General features: G+C 63.3%; 28 protein-coding genes and 2 tRNA genes. 15 read left to right on the forward strand and 15 right to left on the reverse strand.

Annotation, left to right across the window (positions count from 1 at the left end):
- Nucleotides 1–12 precede the first annotated feature (12 nt).
- Together IE116_RS06455 and IE116_RS06460 are read right to left on the reverse strand one after the other, a co-directional pair.
- Nucleotides 13–255, reverse strand: coding sequence for a DUF1488 family protein (locus IE116_RS06455; protein WP_189610820.1), 243 nt, complete (start codon nucleotides 253–255; stop codon nucleotides 13–15).
- 151 nt (nucleotides 256–406) lie between these two features.
- Nucleotides 407–1,120, reverse strand: coding sequence for a DUF4142 domain-containing protein (locus tag IE116_RS06460; protein WP_229828021.1), 714 nt, complete (start codon nucleotides 1,118–1,120; stop codon nucleotides 407–409).
- A 117-nt stretch (nucleotides 1,121–1,237) separates the two neighbouring features.
- On the opposite strand from IE116_RS06460, the gene IE116_RS06465 reads away from it, so the two are divergent.
- The 4 genes from IE116_RS06465 (at nucleotide 1,238) to IE116_RS06480 (ending at nucleotide 2,628) form a co-directional block, all read left to right on the forward strand.
- The gene (locus IE116_RS06465; protein WP_189610822.1) at nucleotides 1,238–1,492 is read left to right on the forward strand and encodes a hypothetical protein; all 255 of its coding nucleotides are present in this window, start codon (nucleotides 1,238–1,240) and stop codon (nucleotides 1,490–1,492) included.
- 154 nt (nucleotides 1,493–1,646) lie between these two features.
- Nucleotides 1,647–1,731 (forward strand) — tRNA-Leu (locus IE116_RS06470).
- Between the two features lie 208 nt (nucleotides 1,732–1,939).
- On the forward strand, nucleotides 1,940–2,086 hold the full coding sequence (locus IE116_RS06475) for a hypothetical protein (RefSeq protein WP_189610823.1): 147 nt from the start codon (nucleotides 1,940–1,942) through the stop codon (nucleotides 2,084–2,086).
- Between the two features lie 245 nt (nucleotides 2,087–2,331).
- A complete protein-coding gene (locus tag IE116_RS06480) occupies nucleotides 2,332–2,628 on the forward strand; it encodes a hypothetical protein (RefSeq protein ID WP_189610825.1) in 297 nt (98 codons plus the stop codon).
- Here the strand turns inward: IE116_RS06480 and IE116_RS06485 are convergent, their stop codons facing one another.
- The 3 genes from IE116_RS06485 to IE116_RS06495 form a co-directional block, all read right to left on the reverse strand.
- The gene (locus IE116_RS06485) at nucleotides 2,629–4,227 is read right to left on the reverse strand and encodes a phosphoethanolamine transferase (protein ID WP_229828022.1); all 1,599 of its coding nucleotides are present in this window, start codon (nucleotides 4,225–4,227) and stop codon (nucleotides 2,629–2,631) included.
- A gap of 294 nt (nucleotides 4,228–4,521) precedes the next feature.
- Nucleotides 4,522–5,166, reverse strand: a complete 645-nt coding sequence (locus IE116_RS06490; RefSeq protein WP_189610829.1) for a DUF7822 domain-containing protein — start codon at nucleotides 5,164–5,166, stop codon at nucleotides 4,522–4,524.
- A gap of 149 nt (nucleotides 5,167–5,315) precedes the next feature.
- The gene (locus IE116_RS06495) at nucleotides 5,316–5,642 is read right to left on the reverse strand and encodes a thioredoxin family protein (RefSeq protein WP_189610832.1); all 327 of its coding nucleotides are present in this window, start codon (nucleotides 5,640–5,642) and stop codon (nucleotides 5,316–5,318) included.
- Nucleotides 5,643–5,874: 232 nt separating this feature from the next.
- On the opposite strand from IE116_RS06495, the gene IE116_RS06500 reads away from it, so the two are divergent.
- Entirely contained in the window at nucleotides 5,875–6,780 is a 906-nt protein-coding gene (locus IE116_RS06500) for a manganese catalase family protein (RefSeq protein WP_189610833.1), read from the forward strand.
- Between the two features lie 30 nt (nucleotides 6,781–6,810).
- On the opposite strand, the gene IE116_RS06505 is transcribed toward IE116_RS06500, so the two are convergent.
- On the reverse strand, nucleotides 6,811–7,143 hold the full coding sequence (locus IE116_RS06505) for a hypothetical protein (RefSeq protein WP_189610835.1): 333 nt from the start codon (nucleotides 7,141–7,143) through the stop codon (nucleotides 6,811–6,813).
- Nucleotides 7,144–7,323: 180 nt separating this feature from the next.
- On the opposite strand from IE116_RS06505, the gene IE116_RS06510 reads away from it, so the two are divergent.
- From IE116_RS06510 to IE116_RS06530, 5 genes are all read left to right on the forward strand, one after another.
- On the forward strand, nucleotides 7,324–7,968 hold the full coding sequence (locus IE116_RS06510) for a hypothetical protein (RefSeq protein WP_189610837.1): 645 nt from the start codon (nucleotides 7,324–7,326) through the stop codon (nucleotides 7,966–7,968).
- Nucleotides 7,969–8,146: 178 nt separating this feature from the next.
- A complete protein-coding gene (locus tag IE116_RS06515; RefSeq protein ID WP_189610839.1) occupies nucleotides 8,147–8,593 on the forward strand; it encodes a hemerythrin domain-containing protein in 447 nt (148 codons plus the stop codon).
- A gap of 159 nt (nucleotides 8,594–8,752) precedes the next feature.
- Nucleotides 8,753–8,983 carry a hypothetical protein gene (locus IE116_RS06520; RefSeq protein ID WP_189610841.1) on the forward strand — a complete coding sequence of 77 codons (231 nt, stop codon included), beginning with the start codon at nucleotides 8,753–8,755 and terminating at the stop codon, nucleotides 8,981–8,983.
- Nucleotides 8,984–9,053: 70 nt separating this feature from the next.
- On the forward strand, nucleotides 9,054–9,341 hold the full coding sequence (locus IE116_RS06525) for a hypothetical protein (RefSeq protein ID WP_229828023.1): 288 nt from the start codon (nucleotides 9,054–9,056) through the stop codon (nucleotides 9,339–9,341).
- A gap of 155 nt (nucleotides 9,342–9,496) precedes the next feature.
- Nucleotides 9,497–11,236 (forward strand): tannase/feruloyl esterase family alpha/beta hydrolase, encoded by a 1,740-nt coding sequence (locus IE116_RS06530; RefSeq protein ID WP_189610843.1) that lies wholly within the window; start codon nucleotides 9,497–9,499, stop codon nucleotides 11,234–11,236.
- Nucleotides 11,237–11,318: 82 nt separating this feature from the next.
- Here IE116_RS06530 and IE116_RS06535 read toward each other — a convergent pair whose 3' ends face one another.
- On the reverse strand, nucleotides 11,319–11,708 hold the full coding sequence (locus IE116_RS06535; RefSeq protein WP_229828024.1) for a YkvA family protein: 390 nt from the start codon (nucleotides 11,706–11,708) through the stop codon (nucleotides 11,319–11,321).
- A gap of 165 nt (nucleotides 11,709–11,873) precedes the next feature.
- Between IE116_RS06535 and IE116_RS06540 the strand changes: the two genes are divergently transcribed.
- Nucleotides 11,874–12,053 carry a type II toxin-antitoxin system HicA family toxin gene (locus tag IE116_RS06540; RefSeq protein ID WP_189610847.1) on the forward strand — a complete coding sequence of 60 codons (180 nt, stop codon included), beginning with the start codon at nucleotides 11,874–11,876 and terminating at the stop codon, nucleotides 12,051–12,053.
- A gap of 10 nt (nucleotides 12,054–12,063) precedes the next feature.
- Complete coding sequence (locus IE116_RS06545) at nucleotides 12,064–12,450, forward strand: type II toxin-antitoxin system HicB family antitoxin (protein WP_189610849.1); 387 nt, start codon at nucleotides 12,064–12,066, stop codon at nucleotides 12,448–12,450.
- Between the two features lie 111 nt (nucleotides 12,451–12,561).
- Here IE116_RS06545 and IE116_RS06550 read toward each other — a convergent pair.
- The 7 genes from IE116_RS06550 to IE116_RS06580 form a co-directional block, all read right to left on the reverse strand.
- Nucleotides 12,562–12,649: transfer RNA gene (locus tag IE116_RS06550), tRNA-Ser, on the reverse strand.
- A gap of 48 nt (nucleotides 12,650–12,697) precedes the next feature.
- Nucleotides 12,698–14,578, reverse strand: a complete 1,881-nt coding sequence (locus tag IE116_RS06555; RefSeq protein ID WP_373303037.1) for an ABC transporter ATP-binding protein — start codon at nucleotides 14,576–14,578, stop codon at nucleotides 12,698–12,700.
- A gap of 5 nt (nucleotides 14,579–14,583) precedes the next feature.
- Nucleotides 14,584–16,053, reverse strand: a complete 1,470-nt coding sequence (locus tag IE116_RS06560) for an ABC transporter permease (RefSeq protein WP_189610852.1) — start codon at nucleotides 16,051–16,053, stop codon at nucleotides 14,584–14,586.
- A 5-nt stretch (nucleotides 16,054–16,058) separates the two neighbouring features.
- Nucleotides 16,059–17,036, reverse strand: coding sequence for an ABC transporter permease (locus IE116_RS06565; RefSeq protein WP_189610854.1), 978 nt, complete (start codon nucleotides 17,034–17,036; stop codon nucleotides 16,059–16,061).
- Nucleotides 17,033–19,336 carry an ABC transporter substrate-binding protein gene (locus IE116_RS06570; RefSeq protein ID WP_189610856.1) on the reverse strand — a complete coding sequence of 768 codons (2,304 nt, stop codon included), beginning with the start codon at nucleotides 19,334–19,336 and terminating at the stop codon, nucleotides 17,033–17,035. The genes IE116_RS06565 and IE116_RS06570 overlap by 4 nt, the downstream gene beginning before the upstream one ends.
- Before the next feature lie 68 nt (nucleotides 19,337–19,404).
- The gene (locus IE116_RS06575) at nucleotides 19,405–20,136 is read right to left on the reverse strand and encodes an OmpW/AlkL family protein (protein ID WP_189610858.1); all 732 of its coding nucleotides are present in this window, start codon (nucleotides 20,134–20,136) and stop codon (nucleotides 19,405–19,407) included.
- Nucleotides 20,137–20,259: 123 nt separating this feature from the next.
- Nucleotides 20,260–20,868, reverse strand: a complete 609-nt coding sequence (locus IE116_RS06580; protein ID WP_189610860.1) for an antibiotic biosynthesis monooxygenase — start codon at nucleotides 20,866–20,868, stop codon at nucleotides 20,260–20,262.
- A 206-nt stretch (nucleotides 20,869–21,074) separates the two neighbouring features.
- Here IE116_RS06580 and IE116_RS06585 point away from each other — a divergent pair, with 206 nt between their 5' ends.
- Nucleotides 21,075–22,013, forward strand: coding sequence for a YihY/virulence factor BrkB family protein (locus IE116_RS06585; protein WP_189610862.1), 939 nt, complete (start codon nucleotides 21,075–21,077; stop codon nucleotides 22,011–22,013).
- 8 nt (nucleotides 22,014–22,021) lie between these two features.
- Here IE116_RS06585 and IE116_RS06590 read toward each other — a convergent pair whose 3' ends face one another.
- A complete protein-coding gene (locus IE116_RS06590; RefSeq protein ID WP_189610864.1) occupies nucleotides 22,022–22,927 on the reverse strand; it encodes a LysR family transcriptional regulator in 906 nt (301 codons plus the stop codon).
- Between the two features lie 149 nt (nucleotides 22,928–23,076).
- Between IE116_RS06590 and IE116_RS06595 the strand changes: the two genes are divergently transcribed.
- Together IE116_RS06595 and IE116_RS06600 are read left to right on the forward strand one after the other, a co-directional pair.
- Nucleotides 23,077–23,385, forward strand: a complete 309-nt coding sequence (locus IE116_RS06595) for a hypothetical protein (protein WP_189610866.1) — start codon at nucleotides 23,077–23,079, stop codon at nucleotides 23,383–23,385.
- Between the two features lie 216 nt (nucleotides 23,386–23,601).
- Nucleotides 23,602–26,781, forward strand: a complete 3,180-nt coding sequence (locus IE116_RS06600; RefSeq protein WP_189610868.1) for a hybrid sensor histidine kinase/response regulator — start codon at nucleotides 23,602–23,604, stop codon at nucleotides 26,779–26,781.
- The last annotated feature ends 1 nt before the right edge of the window (nucleotide 26,782 follow it).

Below are 26,782 nucleotides of genomic sequence, written 5' to 3' on the forward strand. Positions count from 1 at the left end.
GACGTTGGCGAATCAGAAGTCGGATTGATCCAGCGTCGGGCACGGCAGCCCATCTTCGATCTTGCGCCGCGCAACGTGATGAATGCGCGGCGCATTCATAAGATAAGACTGTTTCATGCCGTCGTCGTCGGGGGGAGACCCGAATCGCGACCATAAGGCCTCGCCGGAGATGCGCGCCTTGTGCCATTCGCCATCGACGCTGACCAGGAAACTCAGGGCGTCGCTATCGGATTCGAATTTGGGGAAAGTATGCATGCCGTGCTCTCACGTCGAGGATGGGCTCCCTGGATACGAATTATAGGACTGGCATCAAGACATTCCCAATATCTGGAACATCATCCATTTGCTGTAGATAACACAACGCCCCCACTTGGGGGGCGTCGTTCAGGCACTGCGGCGCGCGGGATTATCGCGTGGCAGGTGCACCCATGGGCATGGTCGACGAAGAACGGGCTGGCGTCTTGCCGCCGTCGTTCACAGCGGTCTTGAGCGCTTGACCCTTTTCCAGGTGAGCCTTCAGGCTGGGCAACGTCTTGGCAGCAAAAGCCTTGATGTCCGGATCCTTGGCATCCTTGGCCGTGCTTTCAAACAGTTTGACGGCGTCCTTGTGCGCATCCACGGCAATATCATCTGCGTATTTCTTGTCGAAATCCGCGCCGTTGGTGCGTTTGGCCAGACCTTCCAGCTTGGACTTTACGCTACGAGTAGGTTGCGTCGGCACCGTCACCGACTTCGACGACGCCAGGCTCTTGAGCTCGGTATCCACGGCGGTATGGTCGGTCACCATCATCTGGGCAAACGACTTGATATCGGCATGGGACGCCTTGGTTTCTGCCATGCGGCTGGCTTCGATTTCCAGATAGCCGGACTCGGCGGCTTTTTCGATGAACTGCTTGTCTTTGCGGGCCAGTTCGGCGGCGCTGACGGAATTGACGCTGAATGCAGCAAGAAGCGCTGCGCAAACGGCTGCCAGATGGATCTTTTTCATGGTCGTCCTCCAGGTGATGATGGACCTGGATGAGCAAACATCGTGCCCAAACGAATCCGGTGCGGTCTCGAACCAAGAATACCGAGGTGGCACAAGGCCTTGCGCAGTTTCCTCATCTTGAAGGCGGGCCATTATCCAAACACCTGACAGCCATTCAGCTGAGGGTAAATCCTGAGGCCCCATGGTAAAAATTCCTGGACCTGAAGTGGGTTGATCGCACCCTTTCCCTTTCCAGCACGCCGGACACCGATGAAGCGTATTTTCCAGTATCGACGACCCGCTGCCACGGGGGACAGATTCGACATCGAGATCACGATGGAAGCCCATGGCAACGACGGTTTCCACCCGCGGGTACAGGTCTATAGGGAAGCATGCGGCATTCGATCTTTGCTCAAACGCATGGAAGGTGGCGGTGGCCCGTACCGGGACTGGGAACGCGGGTACCGGGATACGCTGACCCGGGTCTGTCACGCGATCGAAGCCGGCCAGTTCACGCCCGTTTAAAAATTTTTGCCGAACGCTTGGCAAACGCCTAAAAACTTCTATATACTCTTGGTCTTGCTACGGGATGCAGCGAACATGCACCAGGTAGCAAGAAAACAGCAGTAAAAAAACCGAGCAGTGAAAGACCAAGCAGTAGCAAAAGCAACAAAGCAGTGCCCAGATGGCGGAATTGGTAGACGCGCACGGTTCAGGTCCGTGTGCCGAAAGGTGTGGAGGTTCGAGTCCTCTTCTGGGCACCAATAAATTCTGAAAAAACGCAGCCCACGGGCTGCGTTTTTTTTCGTGCGCGCGTTCTATCTGGCGCGTTCTAGCGTTCTATCCAGTACCTGGAATGGGGCTTTGGCACACCGGGCATGCCCCTTGCTATCAAACTCTGGCAACAATAACCGCGGCGCACTCTCACGCTGCCCTGCCAAGCTTGTTCAGCTACAACACGGGACACACAATATGCTCAGAAAACTCATCTTCTTCGCGATCACCTCCGGCCTGGCCTCGCGCATGCTCAAGTCCTATACCCGCAGCCGCAACAACGGCCCGGTGCGCAACGCGTCGGCCCCGCCGCCAGCACGTTCGCGCAACGACTTCAATTCCTGATCTGTAGACAGGAATTGCTGACCGGATAGTCCGATAACTGCTGCGACAGGACGGGCACGGCCGAACACTTAGGCCGACAGACCAACACGCAACCCGGACCGCAGCAGAGTGATCGCAGCAGTTCGTTGAACGACCGCACAACGCCCGCTACTCAGCGGGCGTTGTTGCATCCACCAGGCGCCCCGCCCCTGCGCAAACCCGCGCCGGCATGTCATGATGAGTCTCCCTTTAAGGAGACGCCCCTCATGCAACGCGATTCCCACACCGTTGTTCTGCTGCTTCGACTGCTGCGCGAAGCCGATATGTCCTACGTTGGCACGACGGCACTATCCGAAGGTCTGGCGGAGATCGCCGGCGATGATGACGTGCCCGAAGGCTGGACGCAGCACCACCTGGAAATCATGAGCGACATCGGCCTGGTCAAGGCAAGGCATCCGGGGCCGGTCACGTCGAGCACCGAATGGCGGCTAGCCTGGGAAGGCTATAACGCCGTGGAAGACAGCGGCGATGACGACGACGATGAAGACACGCTGGACGACTGATTACTTCACGAAGGACTCGATCTTGGCAGGCAGCGCCGGCGCACGCCAGCGGTAGGCGTCGCTGAGCACGTCGCGCGATGCCTCGTACCCCTTCCAGCGGATGTCCAGCAGGTGCGCGACAGTCATGTCCGCCCAATCGGCCCTGAAGGGGCGATCGTCGATGTCCGCCGGCAAGGCGTCACGCGGCGTGGATTGCCAGATCATGGCCGGAATGCGGTAGCCGGCGGCAGTCATCTGGCTGTGGCCGGCGTAATTGATCTGATGGCCGACTTCCTGTCCGTGATCGGACACGAACATCCATGCGCGGTATTCATCGGGCGCGGCGCCCTTGCGCGTCATGTCGAGCAGGCTCGACATGACGGCGTCCTGCGTCAGCAGCGCCGAGTCGTACTCGTCTCGGGCACGGCGCAGCCATCCTGGACGGCCGGCATGCTGCATGCCCTGGTCCACGCCATCGGAATAATCATCGAACGGATTGGCCTTGTCGGGAAAGCGCAGGCGGTAGTGCGGGTGGGCGCCCATCAGGTGCACCACGATCAGCTTGTGCGGATGCGGATCCGATATCGCCGACTGCAAGGGTTCGAGCACGGCAGTATCCGGTGACTGGCTGCCCCGCCCTGGCGTCCGGTTCACCAGATGCAGTTCGTCGGCAAAGCGGGCATGCAAGTTCTCGATGGCGATGTCGTCCTGGTTGCCGATCCACCAGACCCGGTATCCCGCGGCCTTGGCCAGCGCCAGCAGATGCTGCGGCGGCTGCCCCTGGGCATTGTCCATCAGCATGAGGCTGCGCAAGCCGGGCAAGGTGGTGGCATCGACCGACCACGCATTCTTGAGCAGAACAAATTCGGCATCGAGCGCATCGTGGCGTGCCCGCATCGTTGGCGTCGTCGCACGCGGGTAGCCGTACATGCCCAGGTTGTCGCGATTGATGCTCTCGGAAATCACAAGCACCACGGTGGATGGCGCAGCGGTCGCAATCACGGGGGCCGCATCCCGGGCACGTTGCAAGGCAAGTTCCCGCGCCGCCTCGTGATGCGACCAGCTGTGGCGCAGTTCCTGCACCGACTCGCTCCAGCCGGCCCAGAACAGCACCGGATGCAGGCGTCGCCACGGCTTGCTGATATACCCCGCCGCGCTGACCAGCAAGGCCACACCCAGCACGCCAACCCCGATGCGTGACAGCAGGGACGGACCCGGACCGGCACGACGTGGAGCTGGGACGCCACTGGCGCGCGCCACCGCATGCCACATCAGCAAGGCGGCAACGAACAGGGCGGCGGCCCATGCCAGCGCGGGCCGCCAGTACATCGCCAGATATTCGGCGCTTTCCTTGGCGCTGGTGTTGGCGACGGCGCCGATCACCATGCCGCTGTCGGCCGCGGCCTGATAGCTGTCAGTCAGGTAGGCGCGTGCAATGCCGTCTACCACGAAACTCATGCCCAGCGTCCACACGGTGGCGGCACGAACGCCCCGCCAGCCGCGCGATCGCACGGGCCACAACAGCCACGCAAGGGCGGGCAGCGCCAGCGCCATGAGCTGGGCGATGCGGCGGCCGTCGTGTCCGAGCGCCACGAAGGCCAGCACGGTGATCGTCGCCACGCCAAAGGCGATGCGTGCATCGGTCAGGCGCCAAGTGTCAGGGGAGCCGCCAGCCTCAGGACGAGGCGAACGCGGATAGAAAAGGGAATTCAGTCGCGCTGCATGGGCGCGAGCATGTTGTCGCATTGACATGTACTCGGTGGCGGCTTGCCCAAAGCAGCAGGCCGCGAAGGCGGCACGGTGCGCTGCGCCAGAACGGCGCGCGGCGGATGCGGAAGGACAAGACAGGGGCCATGGCCGGCCCACGGCCGGCCGCTCGGCAGGCCTTGAGGGCCCGGGCGAAGTCGCCGCAGTTTAGCCGATTTCCCGCAGAGGGCCAGATCGGAGGCCGTCGTCGCCGGGAAGCTCCGCGGTCAGGGAGAGATCGAAATACAGATCGTTGCTCCACGCGCCCAGTCCGATGTCGTCCAGGACCTCGGGATGCAGATCGCCCGACAGGTCATCGTGGCTGGGGCCAAACAGCTTGCCAAGCAGGCCATGCGGTTCGGTGGCCGGCGCATGCAAGGCCGCGATGACATCCTCTTCTTCCGCGCCGGCATCGGCAATTTCAACCAGCAGATCCTGGTTCTGGGCGCCCAGATCGTCACCCTGCATCTCGAAGATTTCACGGCTTTCCAGCACGATCCAGGTCGACACATTGCCGGGGTCGTCCAGGAAAGCCAGGGTCTCCTGGATCACGGGCTGCGCCGAGGGCACGTCGATGCGGGCCAAAAAGCGCTTGAGACGGGCCACGCCTTCGGCGTAGTCGCCGGCAATGGCAATGTCTTCGTCCGATTCCCAGATCGATGACGGGCACACCCGTGGGTGGCCGGAGACCAGCAGTTTGTACACGAGCGGGATGTCGTATGCCCATTCCGACAGGCCGATGCGGGCAGCGGTCTCGCACCCTTCTTCTCCTGGCAGGCAATGCGTCGAATACAGATAGCTCCGATTGGCCACGGCGTCTCCTTGCGTGCGGGCGGTTCACCACGCGGCGAAACGGCGCGGTGAGATTGCACCTTACCAAGCAGACGCTCGTTATCCGGGCGCAAACACGCACTGAAACGTTTGTTGTCGCCGGTTGCGAGAATGGCCGCCTCAGCGGCCTGCTACACGGCGCCGATCTGCGCCAGCGCCTCCCGCACGTCGGCCGGATCGTTGGGCCGCACAAGGCGCGCCACTTCGACGCCGTCTTTCAAGAAGACCAGGGTGGGCCAGAGCTTGACCTTGTAGGTGCGTCCAAGCGGCCGGCCCTTGCCATCTTCGACCTTCAGGTGCGGAACGCCGGCAGCGTCGGCCAGCCCCTGCTCGATCACCGGCGCCGCGGCCTGGCAGAAGCCGCACCAGTTTGTGCCGAAGTCGAGCACGACCGGTCCGGTCATGGCATCCACGTCTTCTCGCGATGGCTCCGCGGCACTGTAGGAAACTCGGGACATGCTGACCTCGCTCGGAATTGTCAAAGAGGGTCCCAACGATAGCCAAGCCGTGCGGGGCACGTCGTAACCGATTGCGTGACACCGCACGCAAACCCGACCTGACGAGCAGAACAGGGGTCCTGCCGACAGTTCGGATGAGCGTGATCTACCACGCCGCATTGCCCTGTGCTACAGCGCCGCATCAGGCACACCCGATGCGTCGCTATCGGCGTCACCCTTCAAAGGAAGCATCATGTTTGCCCACAACAAGCGATTGCAATACACCGTTCGCGTTTCTGGCAGCAACCCTGGCCTCGCCAATCTGCTGCTGGAACAATTCGGCGGCCCGCAAGGCGAGCTCGCCGCGGCGTGCCGTTACTTCAACCAGTCGATTGCCGAAGACGACCCCGGCCGCCGCGACATGTTGATGGACATTGCCACCGAAGAATTGAGCCACCTCGAAGTCATCGGCAATCTGATTGCGATGCTCAACAAAGGCAACAAGGGCCGCCTGTCTGAAGGCCTCGAAGAAGAAGCCGAGATGTATCGCACGATCAGTGGCGGCGGCAATTCGTCCCACGTGACGCAGGTGCTGTATGGCGGCGGACCGGCCTACATCAATTCCGGCGGCCAGCTCTGGAACGCAGGCTATATCGATTCGATCGGCGATCCGACCGCCGACCTGCGCTCCAACATCGCAGCCGAAGCCCGCGCCAAGATCGTCTATGAACGCCTGATCAACGTGACCGACGATCCGGGAGTCAAGGACGCACTGGGTTTCCTGATGACGCGGGAAGTCGCGCACCAGTTGTCGTTCGAAAAGGCTTTGTACAGCCTGACGCCCAACTTTCCGCCGGGCAAGCTGCCGGGCGATGCACGCTTCACCAATGTCTACTTCAACATGTCGCAAGGTGAAGGCGATGCGTCCGGACCCTGGAACAACCCCGACGATTTTGTCGTGGTGTCCAACCGCGAAGACCAGGGCGGCTTCGATGGCGGCGGAATTTCCGAGACCACCTTGACGTCGGACGAAAGCGAAGCCGTTCAGGCGATGGCCCAGCGGACCATGTCGGACCCCACCGTCAATCCGACGACGGGCGCCGAACTGGGCGCATCGGCCACGGTGCAGACCGGCGCCGGGACGACCCCACCAGTGTGATCGACGGGGGCACGTGGCAATGGGGTGCCGTCAGCAGCGGTACTCCTGCCCCCACGATCCGGCAGCGTCGCAGCGTTTGCACATCACTGGCGCGGAGCAACCGCCGCCCGCGGTCTGGACACCCGGACACCACGTGTGGACCTCGCCAACCTGCACTTTGGTGAAGGCATCCACTTCGCACGATGCCGGGCCGGTGCGAAAGCCCGAGAACGGACGTGGACCGGGCGATGAGGTCGACGACGACGCACCGCCTGCAGAAGGCGTGTCGGCAGCCAGCATGAGCGGCCCGTTCGCCATGGCGGGCATCAGCATCGCGCCCGCAAGCGCCAGGGCAATGGTGCAGCGACCGAGTAGATTTTTCATGGATGTCTCCTGGCGAATGACGGGGTTGCCGAGCAAGCGACGGCAATGCGCCCATCAGGCGAAGCTACGTGCAAGAAACGCGCCGCTACAAAGCCAACAATTGAGCGATATATAAGGCAACTGGTTGTGAGTATTTCGTGATTTAATTTCCGCAGGCAGGTCGGCTGCCGAGGAGACGGTATGGACGACGAAACTCGCGATTGCGCCGTTCGATGGGCCAACAGCCTGCGCCTGACGTTTCCAGCGGGCATCCCTGCCAATGCGTCGTGCGACGGCGCCGGCCCGGTGAACACGATGCTGCGTCACATTGCCCGCAATGACTGCGCGCGCATCTTTTTGCCGGGAGGGGGCATCCAGCACCTGAGCCACCTGCGGCGTTCCCCGTACGACCTGTGCGCGCTCGAATGGCGCCAGGAGGGACCCAAGGGTATGTCGGCCATCGACGCCGTCACCATGATCTGGCCGGAACGCCTGGTGTTCCATTGCCCCGCGCACAAGCCGCGGCTTGCCTACTTCATGCTGCAGGCAGGCCCCATGGACCTTGGCGGCGATCCGGCGCAGCCGATGCGTGAAGATGTTGCGCAGCGCTGGGACGGCGCTTTCCAGCCTCTGGACGAATTGCAGGAACGGGCCATCTTCGAAGGCATTCCCTTTCCCCATGGATTGCGGCGCGTGACGCGATACGTAAAGGCCGCCACCTTTATCATCTGCTCGCGCGTGTCCGACTACAGCGAAGTGGACCTGCCCGGCGCCAAGGCCGACGACGCTCCTCCGGACGAATACGCGCAGTTGCTGGCGCGCCTGCGCAGCACCCGGTCGTCTTGACCAGGCGTGGGTCCGACACCGCCTCTTTCCTGTGCTACCGACTTTTCGCGCGCGGCGGCATCAAAGGCTTACATCCTCGCATTGCGGCAGCAGGCAGCGGCGGTCATGCTATCGAGTTGCACAGACCGCGCTGCGGTCTTGTCGCGCCCGTTTCCCCACGCCTACCAGGATTGCCCTCGTGAAAATTTTTGAAGCCTTGCGCCAAAGCCATGACGTGCAACGCGAACTTGCCCGCCAACTGGTCGAGACCAGTGGCGATACGCCGGAACGCACGTCGCTGTTCCGGGCCTTGAGGACCGAGTTGTCGGCCCACGCGCTGTCTGAAGAACGGCATTTCTATGCGCCGCTGATGGTCGAGGATTCGGGCATCGACCTGTCGCGGCATGCCATCGCGGAACATCACGAGATGGACGAGATGGTGGAAGACCTGGAAGCGACCGAGCCTTCCAGTCCCGCGTGGTTGCCCCTTGCAAAAAAGCTGGCGCACAAAGTCCATCATCACCTGGAAGAAGAAGAGCATGGCTTCTTCCAGAGCGCCGGCAAGATCCTGACGGAAAAGCAGAAAGACGCGCTGGCCGTAGCCTATCTGAAGGACTACGAAGCAGACAAAGCCAAGGCGGCGTAACTCCTTGCGGCACGCTGCGCCGTACCTCAAAAGGGCATGGCGCGGTGTGCAATGCACGCCACACCTCGAGAACTTAAAGCGATTTCGAGACGCTTCCCATTCCAGCAAAGGCCTGCCTATACTGTATATCCATACAGTATTCATACAGGAGGTTCTTTGATGGAACAGTACAAAGACTATGCCGTCGACATCCGCACGACGGCCACCGCCGGCGGTTATTGCGCACGACTGGCCCTGCGCCGTGGCGGCGCCCGCGCCCGCCGCGCCGCCCTCTACTTCCCTCCCCTGGGGCCGCAACCCACGGCGGCCAGCGCGGCCGATCATGCCCTGCGATGGGCGCAGGCCTTCATCGACGAGAACGCGACGCCCGCGCACCCCATCCAGCCATAGCCCGGGGTGTGCCATGCATTGCATCGTTCAACGTACCCACCGGCAGGGTCAACCTCTGGAGATCGGCCGCATGGACGGCCCCTACTCGGGCCGGGTCCATATGTATTCGCAGTACCGCGCCGACCTCCGGCGGCAGGTCGTCATCATGGAACTGGCTGCCGAAGGCAATCCCGGACAGCCCAATTACCGCCAGGCCATTCCCCAACTCCTCGACCCGGCCATGCTCACCTTCAATTCCGAAAAGGGCATGGTCATCACTGGCTTCGAAGAGCTGAGCGGGGCGCGTTACTACCAGGGGTGGTGGCTGCAGTGGTACCACCAGTTGCCAGACTGGTTCCTGGCCACTACCCGCAACTGAGCCCGCGCGCTGGCGGATGGCTTGACCCTCCAGGGTCACCTGCCTATGATTAGATGGCTTTCATTATTGAGCATAGTCAAAATTAAGCTTGATCAAAAAACTGATCGATAAAATACGCCTGCCGCCATGCAGTGGCGGGCGCTGGAGGAGACCCCATGAATACCGGATTCCCGTCCCACCTGTCGAAAGTGGCAGGCGGCGCCTTGCTGTTGTCACTGGCCGCGTGCTTTGGCGGTGGTGACGACGATGACGCCCCGACGCCGCCCCCCGCCAGCGGCGCCCGCACCCTGTCCGAAGCCGCCTGTACCTCGGTCGGCTCCAGGACCTATACCAACAGCCCGGTGTTCGGCGCCAGCCGCTGGGTGGCCGAAGGCGCCGAAAAGGCCGCCACCACGGCGACCACCGCCCTGCCCGCCCACTGCGTGGTCCAGGGCACCATTGCCCCGCGTACGGGGGTGGGCGGCGTGCCTTACGGCATCCAGTTCGAACTGCGCATGCCTGCTGCGTGGAACGGCCGCTTCTTCTTCCAGGGCGGCGGCGGCACCGATGGATCCGTTTCCCCCGCCACCGGCATCATCAACAGCGCCGACGGTGGCAACAACGTTGCGCTGTCCCAGGGGTATGCGGTCGTATCGACCGACGGCGGTCACCAGAACAGCACCCTGACCACCACCGCGGCCTTTGGCGCCGACCCGCAGGCCCGCATCGACTGGGGCTACAACGCGATCGACAAGACCGCCGTCACCGCCAAGTCCATCATCCAGGGCAGCTATGGCGCCGCGCCTGACAAGTCCTATTTCCTGGGCTGCTCCAACGGCGGACGCCAGGGCATGATGTTCACCCAGCGCTTCCCCGACGCCTTCGATGGTGTCGTTGCGGGCGCGCCGGTCATGGATCTGGGCAGCATCACCGCCGCCGAAATCTGGGGCCTGCAGCAATTCGCCAAGGCCGCGCCGCGTGACAGCACCGGCGGCATCGTCTGGTCGCAATCCTTTTCGCCCGCCGACCGGCAACTGTTCACCGACGCCTACGTGAAGACCTGCGACGCCACCGACGGCGTGGCCGACGGCATGGTCCAGAACCCGTTCGCCTGCGGCTTCGATCCCGCCGTCCTGCAATGCACCGGCGCCAAGAACGACACCTGCTGGACCCCCACCCAGGTCGCCGCCGTCAAGGCCACGGTTGCAGGGCCGGTCACGTCCAGCGGCGGACCCGTGCGCGTGCCCGGTTATTCCCTGCCCCGGGAAACGCCAGTCGAAGGTTATGTGATCGACACCGGCTGGATGACGCCGTCGGGCCAGCCTTCCCGCCTGATCGGCACCGCGACCTCGCTTCCGGGTGACTTTGCCTTCGGCGCGGTCCAGGTGCCCTACCTGCACATCACCCCGCCCGATCCCACCTTCGATCCGCTGGGCATCAACTGGGACACCTATCCCAATCGCATGACCATCGATCCGCCGTGGCTGTCGACCCGCGTCGATATCTCCGCCTTCAAGGCACGTGGCGGCAAGATGATCTTCTATCACGGCATTTCCGACCCGGGCCCCAGCGTCTCCAACACCATCAACTACTATAACCGGCTGGTGCAATTGAACGGCGGCCTGACAGCCACCCAGGCTTTTGCACGCCTCTTCATGGTCCCGGCCATGACCCACTGCTCGGGCGGTCCATCGACCGACTCGTTCGATCAGCTGTCCGCGATCGTGAACTGGGTGGAAAAAGGCGTTGCGCCCGAGCAGATCGTGGCCAGGGCCCGCGCTGCCAACGCCAGCGGGCTGACGTCGGTCAAGCCGGCGATCCCGGCCGACCGTACCCGGCCGCTGTGCGCCTATCCGAAGACGGCGGTGTACAAGTCGGGGAATGTGGAGAAGGCGGAAAGTTTTGTCTGCCAGTAAATGCGTAGCAGCGTAAGGAAGTGAAGAACGGCCCCGCGGGGCCGTTTTTTATTGAGGCGATGTTTCCGTGCGGCCGCTCGTTTCAGCGCGATGCCCACCCCTGCCACGCCAGCCACGCCGTCACTAGCCACAGCGCAACGATCACCACGGCGCCCACCTGGCTGCGCGGCTTCCTGCCCTGCTCCGTCATCCATCGGTCCGCCTCGATCCGGCTGGCCGCAATCACATCCACCGGCGCCAGCCGCACCGCCAGCCAGATCATCGCGGGCAGCAGGATCACGTCGTCCAGATAGCCAAGGATGGGGATGAAGTCCGGAATCAGGTCGATCGGGCTCAAGGCATAGGCGACGGCAACGATGCCCACGATCTTCGGCAGCCACGGCATGGCCGGATGGCGGGAGGCGAACCACAGGGTGACGGCATCGCGCTTGATGCGGCGGGCCCAGGTTCGGAGGGAGGCAAGCAGCGGCACAGGGAAACGTCCTGAATATCTCAAGGGAAGCAGCAGGGTCGGTAGCAAGGACAAAAGCATCTCACAAAAGGCCTCAAGACCAACGCCGAACAGATACGCTTGGCAGGCGGTGCACTCCCTGAGCACCCGCCGTTGCAGGCTTCATCACTTTGTGTAAAGCTACACATGACCAGCGCCGAATTGATCAAACTACTTTTAGCAGACGGTTGGAAGCACGTGCATAGCGTGGGGTCGCACCACCAGTTCAAGCACCCTGCCAAGCCGGGCAAAGTCACGGTGCCACATCCAAAGAAGGATCTTCCAGTCGGCACCGTGCGCAGCATCAGAAAACAAGCCGGTTTATAACGAGGCCAACATGCTTTACCCAGCTTATGTTCATCACGACGAAGGGTCTGCCTACGGCCTGACGTTCCCCGACTTTCCGGGATGCCACGCGGCGGCCGACGCGCAAGACGATATCCTGGTCGCTGCCCAGGAAGCCATCGAAGCGCATTTTTTTGGCGAATCGGATATACCCGCCGCGAGCGAACTCGCCGTGTGGGGTACGCATCCTGATTATCAGGACGGGTTCTGGATGCTGGTCGATATCGACTTGTCGAAAGTCAGTACCAAGGCCATTCGGCTCAACATCAGCCTGCCTGAAAACCTGGTGCACAAAATCGACGCCGCGGCGTCGGCACAGCATTTGTCACGCTCGGCATTTCTGGCAAAGGCTGCGTTGAAGGAGTTGGCCGAGGTGTGACCTTTCCTGAAAAAGCATTCACGCTAACGCAGCGAAACGCGAAATTACCGCTGTCCGAGCCAAACAAAACGCCGCTGATTCAGCGGCGTTTTGTTTTCAACTGCAGATTCTTGGCGGGTGCGGTGAGATTCGAACTCACGAAACGTTGCCGTTCGCCAGTTTTCAAGACTGGTGCCTTCAACCACTCGGCCACACACCCATTTGACGTCGGCGCGCTGTGGCGCCGAGCGCGTAACTATAGCCGATTTCAGGCGACGCTTGCCTCGAAGCGGGGGACGGCGGACAGCAATTTGCGGGTGTAGTCGTGGCGGGCGTCGCGCAGGACCTGCTCGGCCGAGCCGGCTTCGACAATGCGGCCGCCCTGCATGACGGCGATGTCGTCGGCCAGGTATTCGACGACGCCAAAGTTGTGCGTGATGAACAGGTAGGCCATGCCGAGTTCTGCCTGCAGGTCGTGCAGCAGGTTCAGGATCTGGGCCTGGACCGACACGTCCAGCGCAGACGTCGGCTCGTCGCACACCATCAGTTTCGGTTCGACCGCCAGGGCGCGGGCGATGGCGATGCGTTGGCGCTGTCCACCCGAAAATTCATGCGGGTAGCGGTCGACGGCGTCCTTGCGCAGGCCGACCTGATCGAGCAGGCGCGCGACGCGGGTCCGGCGCTCAGGCAGGTCGTATTCGGGATGCAGCGAGGCCAGACCTTCGTCCAGGATTTCGCCGACGCGCATGCGCGGGTTCAAGGACGCGAACGGGTCCTGGAAGATGATCTGGATGTCGCGCCGCAGGGTGCGCAGCGCGGCGGGCCGGGCGGTCAGCAGGTCCCTGCCCTCCCACGCCGCCTGGCCGGTCACGTCGGCATTGCCGTCGAGCAGGCGCAGCAGCGCCTTGCCGGTCGTGGTCTTGCCACAGCCCGACTCACCCACCAGGGCCAGGGTGCGGCCGGCGGCAAGCGAAAAGTTGATGCCATCCACCGCTTTGACGACGCCTACGGTCCGGCGCAGCAGGCCCTTGCGGATGGGGAAATAGACCTTGAGGTCGCGGACCAACAGCAGCGGCATGCTGGCCGGGGCCGGCACGACCAGGGGCGCGGGTTCGGGAACGTGGACGGCGTCAACGACTTCCTTGCCGTGCACGTCTTGCTTGGCGGACGCTTCGATGGCGTCGATGCGCACGCAGCGCACGCCATGGTGCGCGTCGGTCCAGATCAGGGGCGGTGGCGCGGCATCGCAGATGCTTTGGTGCGCCGGGCAGCGATCGGCAAAGCGGCAGCCGGTAAAGATCTGGTTCAGTGGCGGCACGGTGCCCGGAATGGCGGCGAGCTTTTCACCGCGGCGGTCCATGCCCGGCAAAGCCGCGAACAGCAGCCGCGCGTACGGATGGCGCGGATGGTCGAAGAAGGTATCGGCCGGCGCCGTCTCGACAATCTGGCCCGCGTACATCAGCGAGACGTGGTGCGCCATGTTGCGCACGACCCCCAGGTCATGGGTGATGAGCAGCATGGCCATGCCCAGTTCGCGCTGCAGGTCGCCCAGCAGATTGAGCACCTGGGCCTGGATCGTGACGTCGAGCGCGGTCGTCGGTTCGTCGGCGATCAGGACATCGGGCTCGGCGGCAAGCGCGATGGCGATCATGACGCGTTGCTTCTGCCCGCCCGACAGCTGGAAGGGATAGTCGTCGATCCGCCGTTCCGGCTCGGGGATGCCGACGCGGCGCAGCCAGTCGATGGCCTTCTCGCGCGCCGCCGTGCCGCGCAAGGCGGTATGAGTGTGGATGGTCTCGACGATCTGGTCGCCCACCCGCATGACCGGGTTCAGGCTGGTGCCCGGTTCCTGGAAGATGATGCCGATCTTGCCGCCGCGCACCTTGCGCATCTCGTATTCCGGCAGGCGATTGATGTCGACGTTCTGCAGGCGGGTCTGGCCACCGACGATACGGCCGGCGTCGGGCAACAGGCGCAGCAGGGCCAGTGCGGTCATGCTCTTGCCACAGCCGGACTCGCCGACCAGGGCAAAGGTCTTGCCTTCGGCGATCGTCAAACGCAAGGCATCGACGGCATGGACCAGGCCTTGGTCGCTATCAAGCACGACGCTCAGGTCGTTCACATCCAGCAAAGGCGAATCTTGGATCATGGCGTTCATGGGCGGACCGTCCGGGTGACGCGCTTGCGAGCCCACGAGGGGCGGAAGGCGCGCGCGCGGGGATCGAAGGCTTCGCGGACGGCATCCGCAAACAGGTTGGCCGACAGCACAAGCGCCAGCATGAAGACGAAGGCGGACAGCAGGTTCCACCAGATCATGGGGTCGCGTGACATCTCGAGCCGCGCCAGGTTGATCATCGACCCGAAGGAATTCATCGATGGATCGACGCCCACGCCAAGGTAGGACAACACAGCCTCATACAGGACCAGGGTCGAGAATTCGAGCACCACGGTAATCAGCACGATGTGCATCACGTTGGGCAGCAGGTGCCGGATCATGATACGCGTGTTGGACACGCCGAAAGCCCGCGCGGCCTGGACATAATCCAGTTCGCGCAGCTTGAGCGTCTCGGCCCGCAGCAGGCGGCACAGCCCGGCCCAGCCCGTGACGCCCAGGATGATGCACAGCAGGAACAGGCGCAGGTCGGCGCGTTCGGCCCCGGTCGCGAACATTTCCGGATTGTTGTCGATGAAGACTTGCACCATCAACACGCAGGCCGCGATCAGCAGCACGCCAGGAATCGACGTGAGCGTGGTGTAGACGTACTGGATCAGGTCGTCGACCCAGCCCTTGAAGTAGCCCGCCATGATGCCCAGCGACAAGGCCAGCGGCAGGGTCGCCAGCGTGGTCAGGCTGCCGATGATGAGCGCTGTCCGGAAGCTCTTGATGGTCTGCACCAGCACGTCGTTGCCCGTGCTGTCGGTGCCCATGACGTGATAGCCGGTCGACAGCGAGGCGGCCACGCCAGTCAGCAGACACAGCATGCCGAAGGTGATCATCATGGCTCGCCAGGGCACGGGCGTGCGGCGCTCGGCAATGGCGTCCCACGTGGCGCGCGGCGTCAGGCCGCGCACATGGGAAATGGCGGCGCCCACCAGCAGGCACGCCACGAAGGCCACCAACGCGCCGCTGACCAGGCCGGTCAGCCCGCGCCGCAGCACATCGCCCAGCCACTGCGAATCAGGGTCTTTCAGGTGCGCGCCGCCAAATCGCAAACGCGGAAAGTCGCGCACCGGCTGGCCGTCGACCAGCACCGATTCCTTGTTGAACTGGCGCACGGCCAGCGGCGCCGAATAGGTTTTTTCGCGCCCGGCCACCGGCTTTTCGAGCAACACGTCGAGCACCGACTTGGTGACCGGGGCGTAGGCACGCGCTGACGTGCCGCCTTTCGCGCCCTCGACCTTGACGGCCTGCAGCAGCGGGCGGTAATGCAGGGAATCCAGCACGCCGATTAGGACGAATGCGCCGAGCACCACCGCCGCACACATGGCGGGCGTATCCTGCGCCACCTTGCCCCACGTGGCGCGCAAATTGGGCGAGCGATAGGCCCGCCACGCGTAAAAGGCCACTGCCAGCAACAGCAGGAACAGGGCGATGTCGGTCCACAGCAGAACGATCTTGGGCATGCCGTTTACTCGAACCGCACGCGGGGGTCCGCGAGCGTGTAGGAAATATCGGCAAGGATCAGGCCGATGATGTACAGAACCGAACCGATGAACACCATGGCCCGGACGATGGCAAAGTCCTGCGCGTTGATCGCATCCATCGTGAAGCTGCCCAGGCCAGGAATGCCAAAGAACGACTCGGCGATCAGGCTGCCCATGAACAGCAGCGGAATGGTGGCAATGGTGCTCGTCAGGATAGGCAGCATGGCGTTGCGCAGCACGTGGCGGAACAGCACCAGCCGTTCCGACAGGCCCTTGGCGCGGGCGGTACGCACGTAGTCCTTGCCGACTTCTTCAAGGAACAACGCGCGATAGAACCGGGCTTCCGGGCCCAGCCGGGCAATCAGCGCCACCAGCACTGGCAAGGCCAGGAAACGCAGCGCGTCCAGCCCCGCTGCGTACCCCGACAGCGGCACCAGTCGCAGCGTCTTGGAAAACAGGAACTGCCCCGCGATGATGTAGAACAGCGACGATATCGACAGCATCGCCACGCACAGCACCACCCCCCAGAAGTCCAGGTAGGTACCTCTGAAGAACACCAGCATCAACGAGAACGCGACGCTGGCGATCAGGCCCAATATGAAGGTCGGCAAGGCCAGCGCCAGGCTGGGCCCGGCCCGCTGCCGCACCTCGTAGCCGATATCGCGTCCCGCATCGGACGCGCCGAAGTCCAGCGCGAACAGCTTGACCGACCGTTCAAAGAAGATGGTGTCGGTCACCTTCTTGACGCCTTCGGCCTGGCGGTTGATCAGCATCGGCTTGTCGTAGCCGCGCTCGACCTTCCACTTTTCGATGGCGTCGGCGCTGACGCGCCGGCCGCCGATCGACAATCGCGCCATGTCGTCGGGCGTATTGACCGCAAAGAACAACAGAAACGTGAACAGATTGACGCCGACCAGGATCAGCGCGCCGTACAGCACGCGGCGAATAATGTATGCGGTCATGGCTGGCCCTCCTCGCCCGTGTGCAAGGCGGTGGCGCCTTCCCGGCGGCGCAGCATGCGCACGGCCGGCACGATCATCAGCGCCAGGACGGCCACGACCAAAATCAGCGGCCACCAGACCGGCCGGTTCCATTCATCGATCTTGCGCGCGCGCAACTCGGGGTCGAGCTTGATGTATTGAAGGTTGTTGCGGATCATCTGCGTCGGCTTCCCGTTGCCCACCCACTGGTGGTAGGCGCCGCCCGACTTCGGGAAGTAGCCGAACATCCAGGGTGCGTCCTGCTGCACGATGGCGGTCATGCGTTCGATGATCTTCTCCTTCTCGGGGCCGTCGTCCAGAAACTTCATCTGCTCGAACAGCTTGTCGAACTCGGGATTGGCGTAGTTGGACGCGTTTTCGCCGCCCGACGTCGCCTTGCCATTGGGTCCGTACAGCAGGAACAGGAAGTTTTCGGCATCGGGATAGTCGGCGTTCCAGCCCCACAGGTAGATCTGGGCCACGCCGCGCAGCATCTTGTCCTGGAAGCGGTTGTAGTCGGTGGTCCGGATCTCGAGCTGGATGCCCAGCTTGGCGTACTGGCGCACCATCCAGTCGAACTGCGACCGGGCAGCCGGCGATACCCCGCCCATGGCGTCGTAATTCAGGACCAGCGGCTGGCCGGTGACCGCGTTGCGGCCGGCCGGGTAGCCCGCTTCCGCCAGCAGCTGTTTGGCCACGTCCAGCGACTTGCGCTTGACGCTCTTGCCGTCGATGTCATACACGACGGGGTTGGCCCCTTCGGGCGCCTCGCGGTACCCGAGCAGCCCGGGCGGCAAGGGGCCATGCGCCACCTGCGCCTGGCTGTTCTCGAAGATGGTGACGTATTCTTCCCAATCCACGGCAATGCTGATGGCCTGGCGCAGCTTGCGGTTGCGTGCCTGCTGCTCGGGCGTTTCGCCCTTGCCGACCACCGGGTCTTTCCAGTTGAAGCCCATGTACCAGTTCTGGGTTTCGACCGTGGTCGGCAGCCGGATGGCGCGGTCGGCAAACAGCGCCGCCTTCTCTTTCGAATCGCCAATCGCCACCAGATAGGCCACGCCGTATTCACCGCGATCTGCCTGCGGCACGTCGTAATAGCCCTGCATGAACTTGCCCTGCAGCGGCACGCCTTCCTTCTCGATGTTGAACACGATGCGATCGATGAACGGCGTGGGCTTGCCGCAATCGGCCAGCAGGCCCTGCGCGCGGTCGTCCTCCGACCCTTCGCACGGATACGGCTCGCCCCGGTAGTTGGGGTTGCGCGACAGCACGTGCCGGCGGTTTTCCTTGTATTCCGTCAGCATGTACGGGCCGGTGCCGACCGGCCAGTAATTCAGGGTCAGGTTCTTGGCCGCCATGCCGGGCTGGTTGTAGAACTGGTCCGCCTCCCACGGAATGGGCGAAAAGAAGGTCATCGCAAGCCAGTACTTGAACTGCGGATACTTGCCCTTCACGCGGATCCGCAGCGTATGCGGATCGAGCGCCTCGGCGCCTTCGAATGCGTACTTGCGCAGGTCCAGCCACGGCAGGTCGCGGTTGGTGGGGTCCAGGCCCTTGCGCAGGTCCTTGTCGATCGCGCGCAGCCGGTCGCCATATTCTTTCAGGCCGACGATATAGTCGGTCATGTGTGCGTAGATGGGCGAGGTGACGCGGGTGGTGGCAAGCCGGCGGATGCCATAGACATAATCGTCTGCCGTCATCTCACGCGTGCCGGTCTGCGGAAAGTCCGGCACGCCGTATTTGTCTTCCAGGTCGGCCGCGGTCAGGTGCCGGTAGACATCCTTGCCCTGCGCGTCGACGGCAAAAGCCGGATGCGGCTGGAAGCGGATGCCCGGCTTGATCGGAATGTCATAGACACTCTGCGCCACCTGGTCACCGGGCACGTCGGCCGGCAAGGGCTTGCCCTGGGCATCCAGATAGGTGGGTTCCACCACGTCACGGGCGGCGCGCGGCACCAGCTGATACGGCCGCTTCAGATAGTGGTAGCCGTACAGCGTTTCGTAGATGTTGTAGGTGTAGGGCGTCTCGTCCACCGAGTACGAGCTGGTGGGATCGAGATACTTGGGAGAGCGCTGCGTGAATGCGGTGTACATCGCATTGGCGCGCTGCGCGTCTGCGGTGTGGGGGCTATTGAGCGGCGTGCGGTGATCGGGGTCGCCCGACGAACAGGCCACCCCGGCGACAGCGACAGCGGCCAGGCTGGCCACCAGGACAAGGCGTCGTATGCCGGACCACGCCCCACGGACGTTCGTTGTTGCACCACAAGCGCGCGTCAAGCGCATCGACCCTCTCCCCGTGTGAGCTGAGGGGAAGAATAGCAAAATCCGGGCCGACGACGCGCTTGCCCGCCTCAGAACGAGTAGGTGACGCCGACCACGGTCACGATCGGGTTCAGCTTGGTCTTGGTTTCGCTCTCGATCACCGCGCCGGTCGGCAAGGTGGTCTTGAGGTTGATCGTGGTCCGCAGCGGCAGGTAGGACATCGACACGCCCACGCCCCAGCGCTCGGTGATCTTGTAGCCCGCGCCGATGTTGAAGACCGGCACGAACTTGCTGTCGATGTCGGCTTCGGTGCGGCCAGCCGACGTGGCGCCGCCCGTGTAGCGGCTGGACAGCACGCCCTGGAACCGGTCGGTCAGCGTCACGTTGCCATACCAGACGCGGCTCACGCCGACGCCCACGAACGGACGAAGCCGTTGCGACGGTTCACCGAAGTGATACCGCAGCAGCACCGACGGACTGTACTGTTTGGCCGAACCGAGCTCGCCCACCGGTTCGAGCGCCTTGGCGCCCTGCAAGTGGTAGCGCGGCGGAATGCCGAACACGGCTTCGACGGCGATCTGGTTAGTGATGAAGTATTCGACCGTCAGCCCCAGCGTGTTGGCGTTGCCGACGCTGGATCCGGTATTGGGCACCTCGCCCGCGATCGCCGAAGGCGATGTGATGCGCAGCGGCTCGCTTTTTTCTTGCGGGCTCAGCCTATACCAACCTGCTCCCACGACAATGGATCCGGCCTGATCTGCCTGCGCCGACGCCCCCGCCAGCACCATTGCCGCGCCCACTATCCCAGTCAGTACTTTCATGGTGGTCCTTGATCATGAAGATGGCGACTACGGGTACGCCAGGATAAGGTCGTACCACGAAGCTCGTAGGACCGTTTTACTCCAAATGGCCTAAACAAGGACTAGTGCGATCCCTTACTGGGCTCAGCTGGCGCGTATGCCGTTGTTTTCCGAGGAATCGGCTCTTGACGTGTCGGGGTCGAGCCAGTTACGCAGCACTTTGGACACCAGAGGAATCAGGCCAAAGACCATGACAGGCGTCAGCAGCGCCGTGCTCACCAGCACCCGCCAGAAGAGCGGCAATGCGCCAAGCGGTTCGGCAAGGAAGACGGCAAAGATCAGGGACACGGGAAAGTACCCGATCCAGATCGTGATGGCCTGCTTCCAGCGCGGCGGACGCTGGCCGGCGCCAAACCAGGTTTCGAGCCCCATGGCGCGGCGCACGCGGCTGGTACGCACCAGCCCTTCCCCGCGCCGCAGCCAGGCCTGGCGTTCGGGCGAATTGGCCCACGCCGCCAGCTGGCGATCGTCCGCAAACCGATAGACCATCTGGAATTCATTGCCGCCCGGCGGCGGCGCCAGCACGCCGGAGCCCAGGTATCCCGGAAACGACGCGGCCAGGTCCTCGCCTTCCTGCATCCAGATGCGGAACTGTTCATACCGTTCGGGAAGGATGGTGCGGGTCACGAGCAGCGTGACCGGCTGCAGCGCGGGCTGCGGCGCGGACGGCGCGGCCGAAGGTGGGAAGGTCATGGCGGGGACTCCAGGGGTGGGGCGTCGGGGGATGTGGCGCGCAGTCCGGGTAGGACGGTCCACCCAATCCGGGGTAAGGACTGGTGAATCGATTGAATCAAAAAGCCCTGCTGCTGGCAATCGCCAATTGCGTCGGATTGTTTTTGCTGCTGACGCATCACCCCGCACCGCCGAAAATAACAACACCCCCACGCTCTGACTGCCCCATGAAACTGCCCCCCTGGATCGAGACGATCCGCCAGAACGTCGCCGTCAAACTGTTCCTGGATTCCGCGGAACGGTGGTCCACGCATCGCGCGTCCAGCAAGGGCGCGGCGCTGGCGCTCTATATGGTGTTCTCGTTGGCGCCGACGCTGCTGCTGGTCATCGCGGTGGCCGGTTTCTTTTTTGGTGACGAGGCGGTGCGCTCGCAACTGGTCAACGAAATGCGGGGACTGCTGGGAACGCAAGGGGCCGAAGTCATCCAGACGGTATTGGCCAGCGCCAAGCATTCCGACAATGGCCTGATTGCCGCGATGATTTCGGCGGGCCTGTTGATATTCTCGTCCACCACCGCCTTCAATGAATTGAAGGAAAGCCTGGATGAATTGTGGGATGTGGAACCCGGCAAGAAATCCGGCGCATGGGGCCTGATGCGCACGCGGGTGCTGTCCTTCGGCCTGGTGCTGGTGCTGGCGCTGTTCCTGCTGATGTCGCTGGTGGTGGATGCAGGCCTGGCGGCGCTGCAGAATTATTGGGGCGATATGTGGCAGGGGTCGGCTTATGCCGTGACGGCTCGCGTGATATCGAATGTGTTTGCATTCGGCGTCGTGGTGACGCTGTTTTCGGTGGTATTCAAAATGCTGCCCAGCACTCGCATCGCCTGGTCGGACGTGATTTCCGGCGCTTTGGTGACGGCGGCGCTGTTTACCGTGGGCAAAGTGCTGATCGGCATTTATCTGGGGCAGGGGTCGATTGCGTCGTCGTATGGCGCGGCCGGGTCGGTGATCGCGCTGATTCTATGGATTTATTATTCGGCGCAGATCTTCTTTTTCGGCGCGGCATTTACCCGCCAATATGCGCTGACCTTCGGCAGCAAACAGCACGAGGCGCCGGAGCATCCGCCAGACCAGCGCACCGCCCCCGGGCAGCACGCTGCGTCGTAGCGCGCCGGTCAGCCTGCCTTGTTGCCCTTGACCATGGTCTTCCAGCGCTTGTCGAACGCGGCGACAAAGCTCATGCCAGCGCGTGAGGGGGGACAGAACATGCTGTGGACGATCTGCACCCTGACCTTGGCGCCGACCTTGTAGGGTTTGATGACGAGGCCCGGAAACGCATTTCCGGCCACTGTCAGGGCGTCCACCACCGCCACGCCGGTGCCTGCGGAAGCGAACCAACAGGCGCTATGGCTGGCATGCACTTCCACGCTGACATCCAGCCGGTCCAGTGCTTTCTCATACACCTGGGCCTGGCTCAGGCCATAGAACAAGGTGTGCGGGAATTCGATCAGCTTGTGGCCGATAAGATCGGCAGGCACGATCACCCGCCTGGCCGCCAGCGGATGATCCGGGTGCATGACGCACACCAGCGCGCATTCGTAGCGCGCCAGCGTCGAGACGTTGGGATGATCGATCGGCAAGGAGGTCACGGCCAGGTCGGCGTTCTGGTCCAGCACGCTTTGGTCGAGGTCGCCGCCCACATGGAAATCGACGCGGGTCATGAGGTCGGGTTCCTGCGCCTGCAGGTCCGCGATCAGGCGCGGCAGCAGACTGACCCCCAGGCTGGGCGACGTCACGACCGACAGGCGCCGGCTGACCGGATTGGCCAGATCGTGCGACAGCATGCGTATCTTCTCGACCTTTTCCCACAGGTGCGCGACTTCGGCGTACAGGCGCTTGGCGTCTTCCGTTGGAATCAGCCGGCCTTTCACGCGATCGAACAGCCGCAGGCCGGTGCGCTCTTCGGCACTGGCAAGCACCTTGCTCACGGCCGGTTGCGAGACGTGCAGGAACTCTGCCGCGCGGCCGACCGCGCCGGTCAGCATCACGGCTCTGAACACTTCCATCTGGCGCAAATTCATGCCAACACATTCCTGCGGATGACGTTAATGCCGCTGCGCGACAAGGGATGGCGACTGCAGGGTATTCCGACACACATCGTACGGGCATGCAATAGATATCAATGGCTAGGCAGTAGTAGCATGGATTATCGAAATCACAGGGAGACATCATGGCCGAGCTGCATCCGTATATCCAGTTTCTCGGCGGGCTGCCGCAGTTTGAAATCGATCATCGCGCAGGCACAGCCGTGGAAATGCGAACTGGCGCCGTCGTCAGCAAATACAACGGCAGCGCGCCGCATCATGCGCATTGTCTGGCCATTGTCTGGCCCGGCCAGACAGGCGATCACCCCGTTCTGGTGTCAGCGACCAAATATGTGCCGTTGCAAGTCAGCCTGGCCATCCAGCTTGGCGCGCCGCGCGCCGAACTCCTGGCCGCAAGCCGCCGCATATTCACCGAAGCCGGCGAAGCGCATTAATACGTAACCTGCAGATGTAGCTGCGGCGGAAACAGTAATTGCGTTCGGTTACGTGCTCCTGGGCCAGGGTCGCCCCGGCTGAGGATTGGACCGATACAATGCGTAGCGTCCCGTAACCGCGCCGCCGGCTTGGGCAACTGTCTAGAGTTGCTTCAGGGTTGACGCGTGTGCGGCATATCCACTGCTGCTGTCATTTCCGCTGCGTCATTACTGCCAATGAATCCCACGCGTCACCTGAAGCCGCTGCATCTGTATTTCATCATCCTGGCCATGCTGGGCGCGGTGTTCGCCGCCGACGCGGCGACGCCGTTGGGGATCGCGGTCTGGATCTTCTATCTGGCGCCGGTGATCGTGTGCCTGCTGTCTAGCGACCGCTACACGCCCTTCTACGTTGCGGCGTCGGCCTCGGTGCTGCTGTTGATCGGGTACTTCATTTCGCCGAACGTGACGCTGACCAATGGCTGGAACCCGGCCATCAATCGGGTCATGGGCGCGCTGACGGCGTGGTCGCTGGCGTTTGTCGCCCACCTGTACATCACGTCGAGCGCCACGCTGCGCCGTCTGGCGTGGATCCAGCAGGGGCGCATGCTGTTCAGCCAGGACATGCAGGGGGAACTGACCGCCCGGGACATCGCCGGCAAGGTGCTCGGCACCATGTCCAAGTATCTGGATGCCAAGGTGGGCGCGCTGTACGTGCTGGAAGGACAGGTGCTGCGCCGCGCCGGTGCATGGGCGCTGCCCGAGGACAATGCCGCGCCGGCCACGGTGCGGGTCGGCGAAGGCCTGCTGGGCCAGGTCGTGGCCGACCGCAAGGCGGCCGTCGTGGACAACCTGCCGGCCGGCTACCTGAAGGTGGGCAGCGCCCTGGGCGAAGCCACCCCGTCGCGAGTACTGATTGCACCGCTGACGGCCGATGGCCGCGTGGTGGGCGCCGTCGAACTGGGCTTCATGTCCGCCAAGCTTGATCTGAACGACGAACTGGAAGTGGTGGAGTCGTCGGCGGAGAGCATCGGCGCGGCGCTGCGATCGGCGGTGTACCGCACGCGGCAGGAAGAACTGCTGGAAGAAACGCAGCGCCAGAGCGAGGAACTGCAGGTCCAGCAAGAAGAACTGCGCGTGTCGAACGAGGAACTGGAAGAACGCAGCCGCGCGCTGATGGATTCGCAGGCACGCCTGGAAACGCAACAGGCCGAGCTGGAACAGACCAATGTGCAACTGGAAGAACACACGCAGAGCCTGGAGCGCCAGAAGCGGCACCTGATCGAAGCGCAAAAGCGCCTGGCCGAAAATGCCGAAACGCTGGAACGCGCCAACCAGTACAAGTCCGAATTCCTGGCCAACATGTCGCACGAGCTGCGCACGCCGCTGAACAGTTCGCTGATTTTGTCCAAGCTGCTGGCCGATAACAAGGACGGCAACCTGACCAGCGAGCAGGTGCGTTATGCCAGCACGATCTATTCGTCCAACACCGATCTGCTGGTATTGATCAACGACATTCTGGATCTGTCGAAGGTCGAGGCGGGCCACATCGAGATCACGCCGGAACCGATTGCCCTGCGCACGGTGCTGTCGTCGCTGCAGCAATCCTTCCAGCCGGTCGCCACGCAAAAGAAGGTCGGCCTGCGGATCGAGCAAGCCGAGAATGCGCCGGAAGTCCTGGTCACCGACAACCAGCGCCTGCAGCAGATCCTGAAGAACCTGCTGTCCAACGCCTTCAAGTTCACGGATGCGGGTGAAGTGGTGCTGCGCGCATCAGCGGTCGATGCCGACAACGTGCGCTTCGAAGTGATCGATACGGGCATCGGCATTCCGACAGCGCAGCAGGAAGTCATCTTCGAAGCCTTCCGCCAGGCCGACGGCACCACCAGCCGCAAGTATGGCGGCAGCGGCCTGGGCCTGTCGATCTCGCGGGAATTTGCGCACCTGCTGGGCGGCGAGATCACGGTCACCAGCACACCGGGCGAAGGCAGCACATTCTCGCTTACGGTCGCGATACGCGCCGAAGCGTCGAACCCGGCCGAGCCCAAGGCGGCGTCGTCCGCCCCCTCGGCGCCTGCCAGTTCGCCGGCGCCGTCCGCCCGCGCCCGCACGACCACCACATCATCGGTGGGTGTGCACACGCCCGCGTCGCAGCCCCGCCCCATCACGAAGGCGTCGGAACCGCTGCCCGTGGTCATGGCGCCGGAAGACATTGCCGACGACCGCAACAACCTGACGCGCGGGTCGCGCCTGATCCTGGTGATCGAAGACGATCCGGACTTTGCGCGCATTCTGTATGACCTGGCGCATGAACTGGACTTCGATTGCGTGCATGCCAATACGGCGGCCGAAGGCATTCGCCTGGCGCAGACGCTGCGCCCCAGCGGCATCCTGCTCGACATGGGCCTGCCGGATAACTCCGGTCTGCTGGTGCTGGAACGCCTCAAGCGCGATCCCGCAACGCGTCATCTGCCCATCCACGTCGTGTCGGTGGCCGACCATACCGAGACCGCCCTGCTCCTGGGCGCCATCGGCTACACCTTCAAGCCGTCGGCACGCGATGAACTGGCGCAGGCCATCCTGTCGCTCGAAGCCAAGCTGCGCCAGCGCATGCGCCGCATCCTGGTCGTGGAAGACGACCCGGCGCTGCGCGAGAACATCCAGTTGCTGCTGCAGACGCAGGACGTCGAACTGGAAGGAGTGGGCACGGTGGCCGACGCGCTGGAACGCCTGCGCACCAGGACCTATGACTGCATGGTGATGGACCTGGTGCTGCCCGACGGCTCGGGTTACGACCTGCTCGAGAAGGTGGGCGACAACCCGGAGCACAGCTTCCCGCCGGTCATCGTCTACACCGGGCGATCGCTTACTTCGGACGAAGAGCAGCGCCTGCGCCGATATTCAAAGTCCATCATCATCAAGGGCGCGCGGTCGCCCGAGCGGCTGCTGGACGAAGTCACCCTGTTCCTGCACAGCGTCGAATCCGACCTGCCGGTCGAGCAGCAGCGCATGCTGAAGGAGGCGCGCAAGCGCGATTCCGCCTTTGAAGGCCGCCGTATCCTGCTGGCCGAAGATGATGTGCGCAATATCTTTGCGCTGTCGCAGGTGATCGAGCCGCTGGGCGCGCATCTGGAGATCGCCCGCAACGGCCGCGAGGCGCTGAATGTGCTGGCCCGCCATCCGCACATCGACCTGGTGCTGATGGACATCATGATGCCCGAGATGGACGGTATCGCGGCCATGCAGGAAATCCGCAAGCGCAGCGAATTCAAGAAGCTGCCCATCATTGCGCTGACTGCGAAGGCGATGCCGGCAGACCGCCAGCGATGCCTGGACGCGGGCGCCAACGACTACATCTCGAAGCCGCTGGACGTCGACAAGTTGCTGTCGCTGTGCCGCGTCTGGCTTCCGCAATAAG

This window comes from Pigmentiphaga litoralis, from assembly GCF_014651835.1.
Lineage (GTDB): Bacteria > Pseudomonadota > Gammaproteobacteria > Burkholderiales > Burkholderiaceae_B > Pigmentiphaga > Pigmentiphaga litoralis.

Excerpts from the sequence above, each read along its gene's own strand:
- IE116_RS06455 (WP_189610820.1), bottom strand. The coding sequence starts at position 255 with ATGCATACTTTCCCCAAATTCGAATCCGATAGCGACGCCCTGAGTTTC.
- IE116_RS06460 (WP_229828021.1), bottom strand. The coding sequence starts at position 1,120 with ATGGCCCGCCTTCAAGATGAGGAAACTGCGCAAGGCCTTGTGCCACCT.
- IE116_RS06465 (WP_189610822.1), top strand. The coding sequence starts at position 1,238 with ATGAAGCGTATTTTCCAGTATCGACGACCCGCTGCCACGGGGGACAGA.
- IE116_RS06475 (WP_189610823.1), top strand. The coding sequence starts at position 1,940 with ATGCTCAGAAAACTCATCTTCTTCGCGATCACCTCCGGCCTGGCCTCG.
- IE116_RS06480 (WP_189610825.1), top strand. The coding sequence starts at position 2,332 with ATGCAACGCGATTCCCACACCGTTGTTCTGCTGCTTCGACTGCTGCGC.
- IE116_RS06495 (WP_189610832.1), bottom strand. The coding sequence starts at position 5,642 with ATGTCCCGAGTTTCCTACAGTGCCGCGGAGCCATCGCGAGAAGACGTG.
- IE116_RS06500 (WP_189610833.1), top strand. The coding sequence starts at position 5,875 with ATGTTTGCCCACAACAAGCGATTGCAATACACCGTTCGCGTTTCTGGC.
- IE116_RS06505 (WP_189610835.1), bottom strand. The coding sequence starts at position 7,143 with ATGAAAAATCTACTCGGTCGCTGCACCATTGCCCTGGCGCTTGCGGGC.
- IE116_RS06510 (WP_189610837.1), top strand. The coding sequence starts at position 7,324 with ATGGACGACGAAACTCGCGATTGCGCCGTTCGATGGGCCAACAGCCTG.
- IE116_RS06520 (WP_189610841.1), top strand. The coding sequence starts at position 8,753 with ATGGAACAGTACAAAGACTATGCCGTCGACATCCGCACGACGGCCACC.
- IE116_RS06525 (WP_229828023.1), top strand. The coding sequence starts at position 9,054 with ATGGACGGCCCCTACTCGGGCCGGGTCCATATGTATTCGCAGTACCGC.
- IE116_RS06530 (WP_189610843.1), top strand. The coding sequence starts at position 9,497 with ATGAATACCGGATTCCCGTCCCACCTGTCGAAAGTGGCAGGCGGCGCC.
- IE116_RS06540 (WP_189610847.1), top strand. The coding sequence starts at position 11,874 with ATGACCAGCGCCGAATTGATCAAACTACTTTTAGCAGACGGTTGGAAG.
- IE116_RS06545 (WP_189610849.1), top strand. The coding sequence starts at position 12,064 with ATGCTTTACCCAGCTTATGTTCATCACGACGAAGGGTCTGCCTACGGC.
- IE116_RS06555 (WP_373303037.1), bottom strand. The coding sequence starts at position 14,578 with ATGATCCAAGATTCGCCTTTGCTGGATGTGAACGACCTGAGCGTCGTG.
- IE116_RS06560 (WP_189610852.1), bottom strand. The coding sequence starts at position 16,053 with ATGCCCAAGATCGTTCTGCTGTGGACCGACATCGCCCTGTTCCTGCTG.
- IE116_RS06565 (WP_189610854.1), bottom strand. The coding sequence starts at position 17,036 with ATGACCGCATACATTATTCGCCGCGTGCTGTACGGCGCGCTGATCCTG.
- IE116_RS06570 (WP_189610856.1), bottom strand. The coding sequence starts at position 19,336 with ATGCGCTTGACGCGCGCTTGTGGTGCAACAACGAACGTCCGTGGGGCG.
- IE116_RS06575 (WP_189610858.1), bottom strand. The coding sequence starts at position 20,136 with ATGAAAGTACTGACTGGGATAGTGGGCGCGGCAATGGTGCTGGCGGGG.
- IE116_RS06580 (WP_189610860.1), bottom strand. The coding sequence starts at position 20,868 with ATGACCTTCCCACCTTCGGCCGCGCCGTCCGCGCCGCAGCCCGCGCTG.
- IE116_RS06585 (WP_189610862.1), top strand. The coding sequence starts at position 21,075 with ATGAAACTGCCCCCCTGGATCGAGACGATCCGCCAGAACGTCGCCGTC.
- IE116_RS06590 (WP_189610864.1), bottom strand. The coding sequence starts at position 22,927 with ATGAATTTGCGCCAGATGGAAGTGTTCAGAGCCGTGATGCTGACCGGC.
- IE116_RS06595 (WP_189610866.1), top strand. The coding sequence starts at position 23,077 with ATGGCCGAGCTGCATCCGTATATCCAGTTTCTCGGCGGGCTGCCGCAG.
- IE116_RS06600 (WP_189610868.1), top strand. The coding sequence starts at position 23,602 with ATGAATCCCACGCGTCACCTGAAGCCGCTGCATCTGTATTTCATCATC.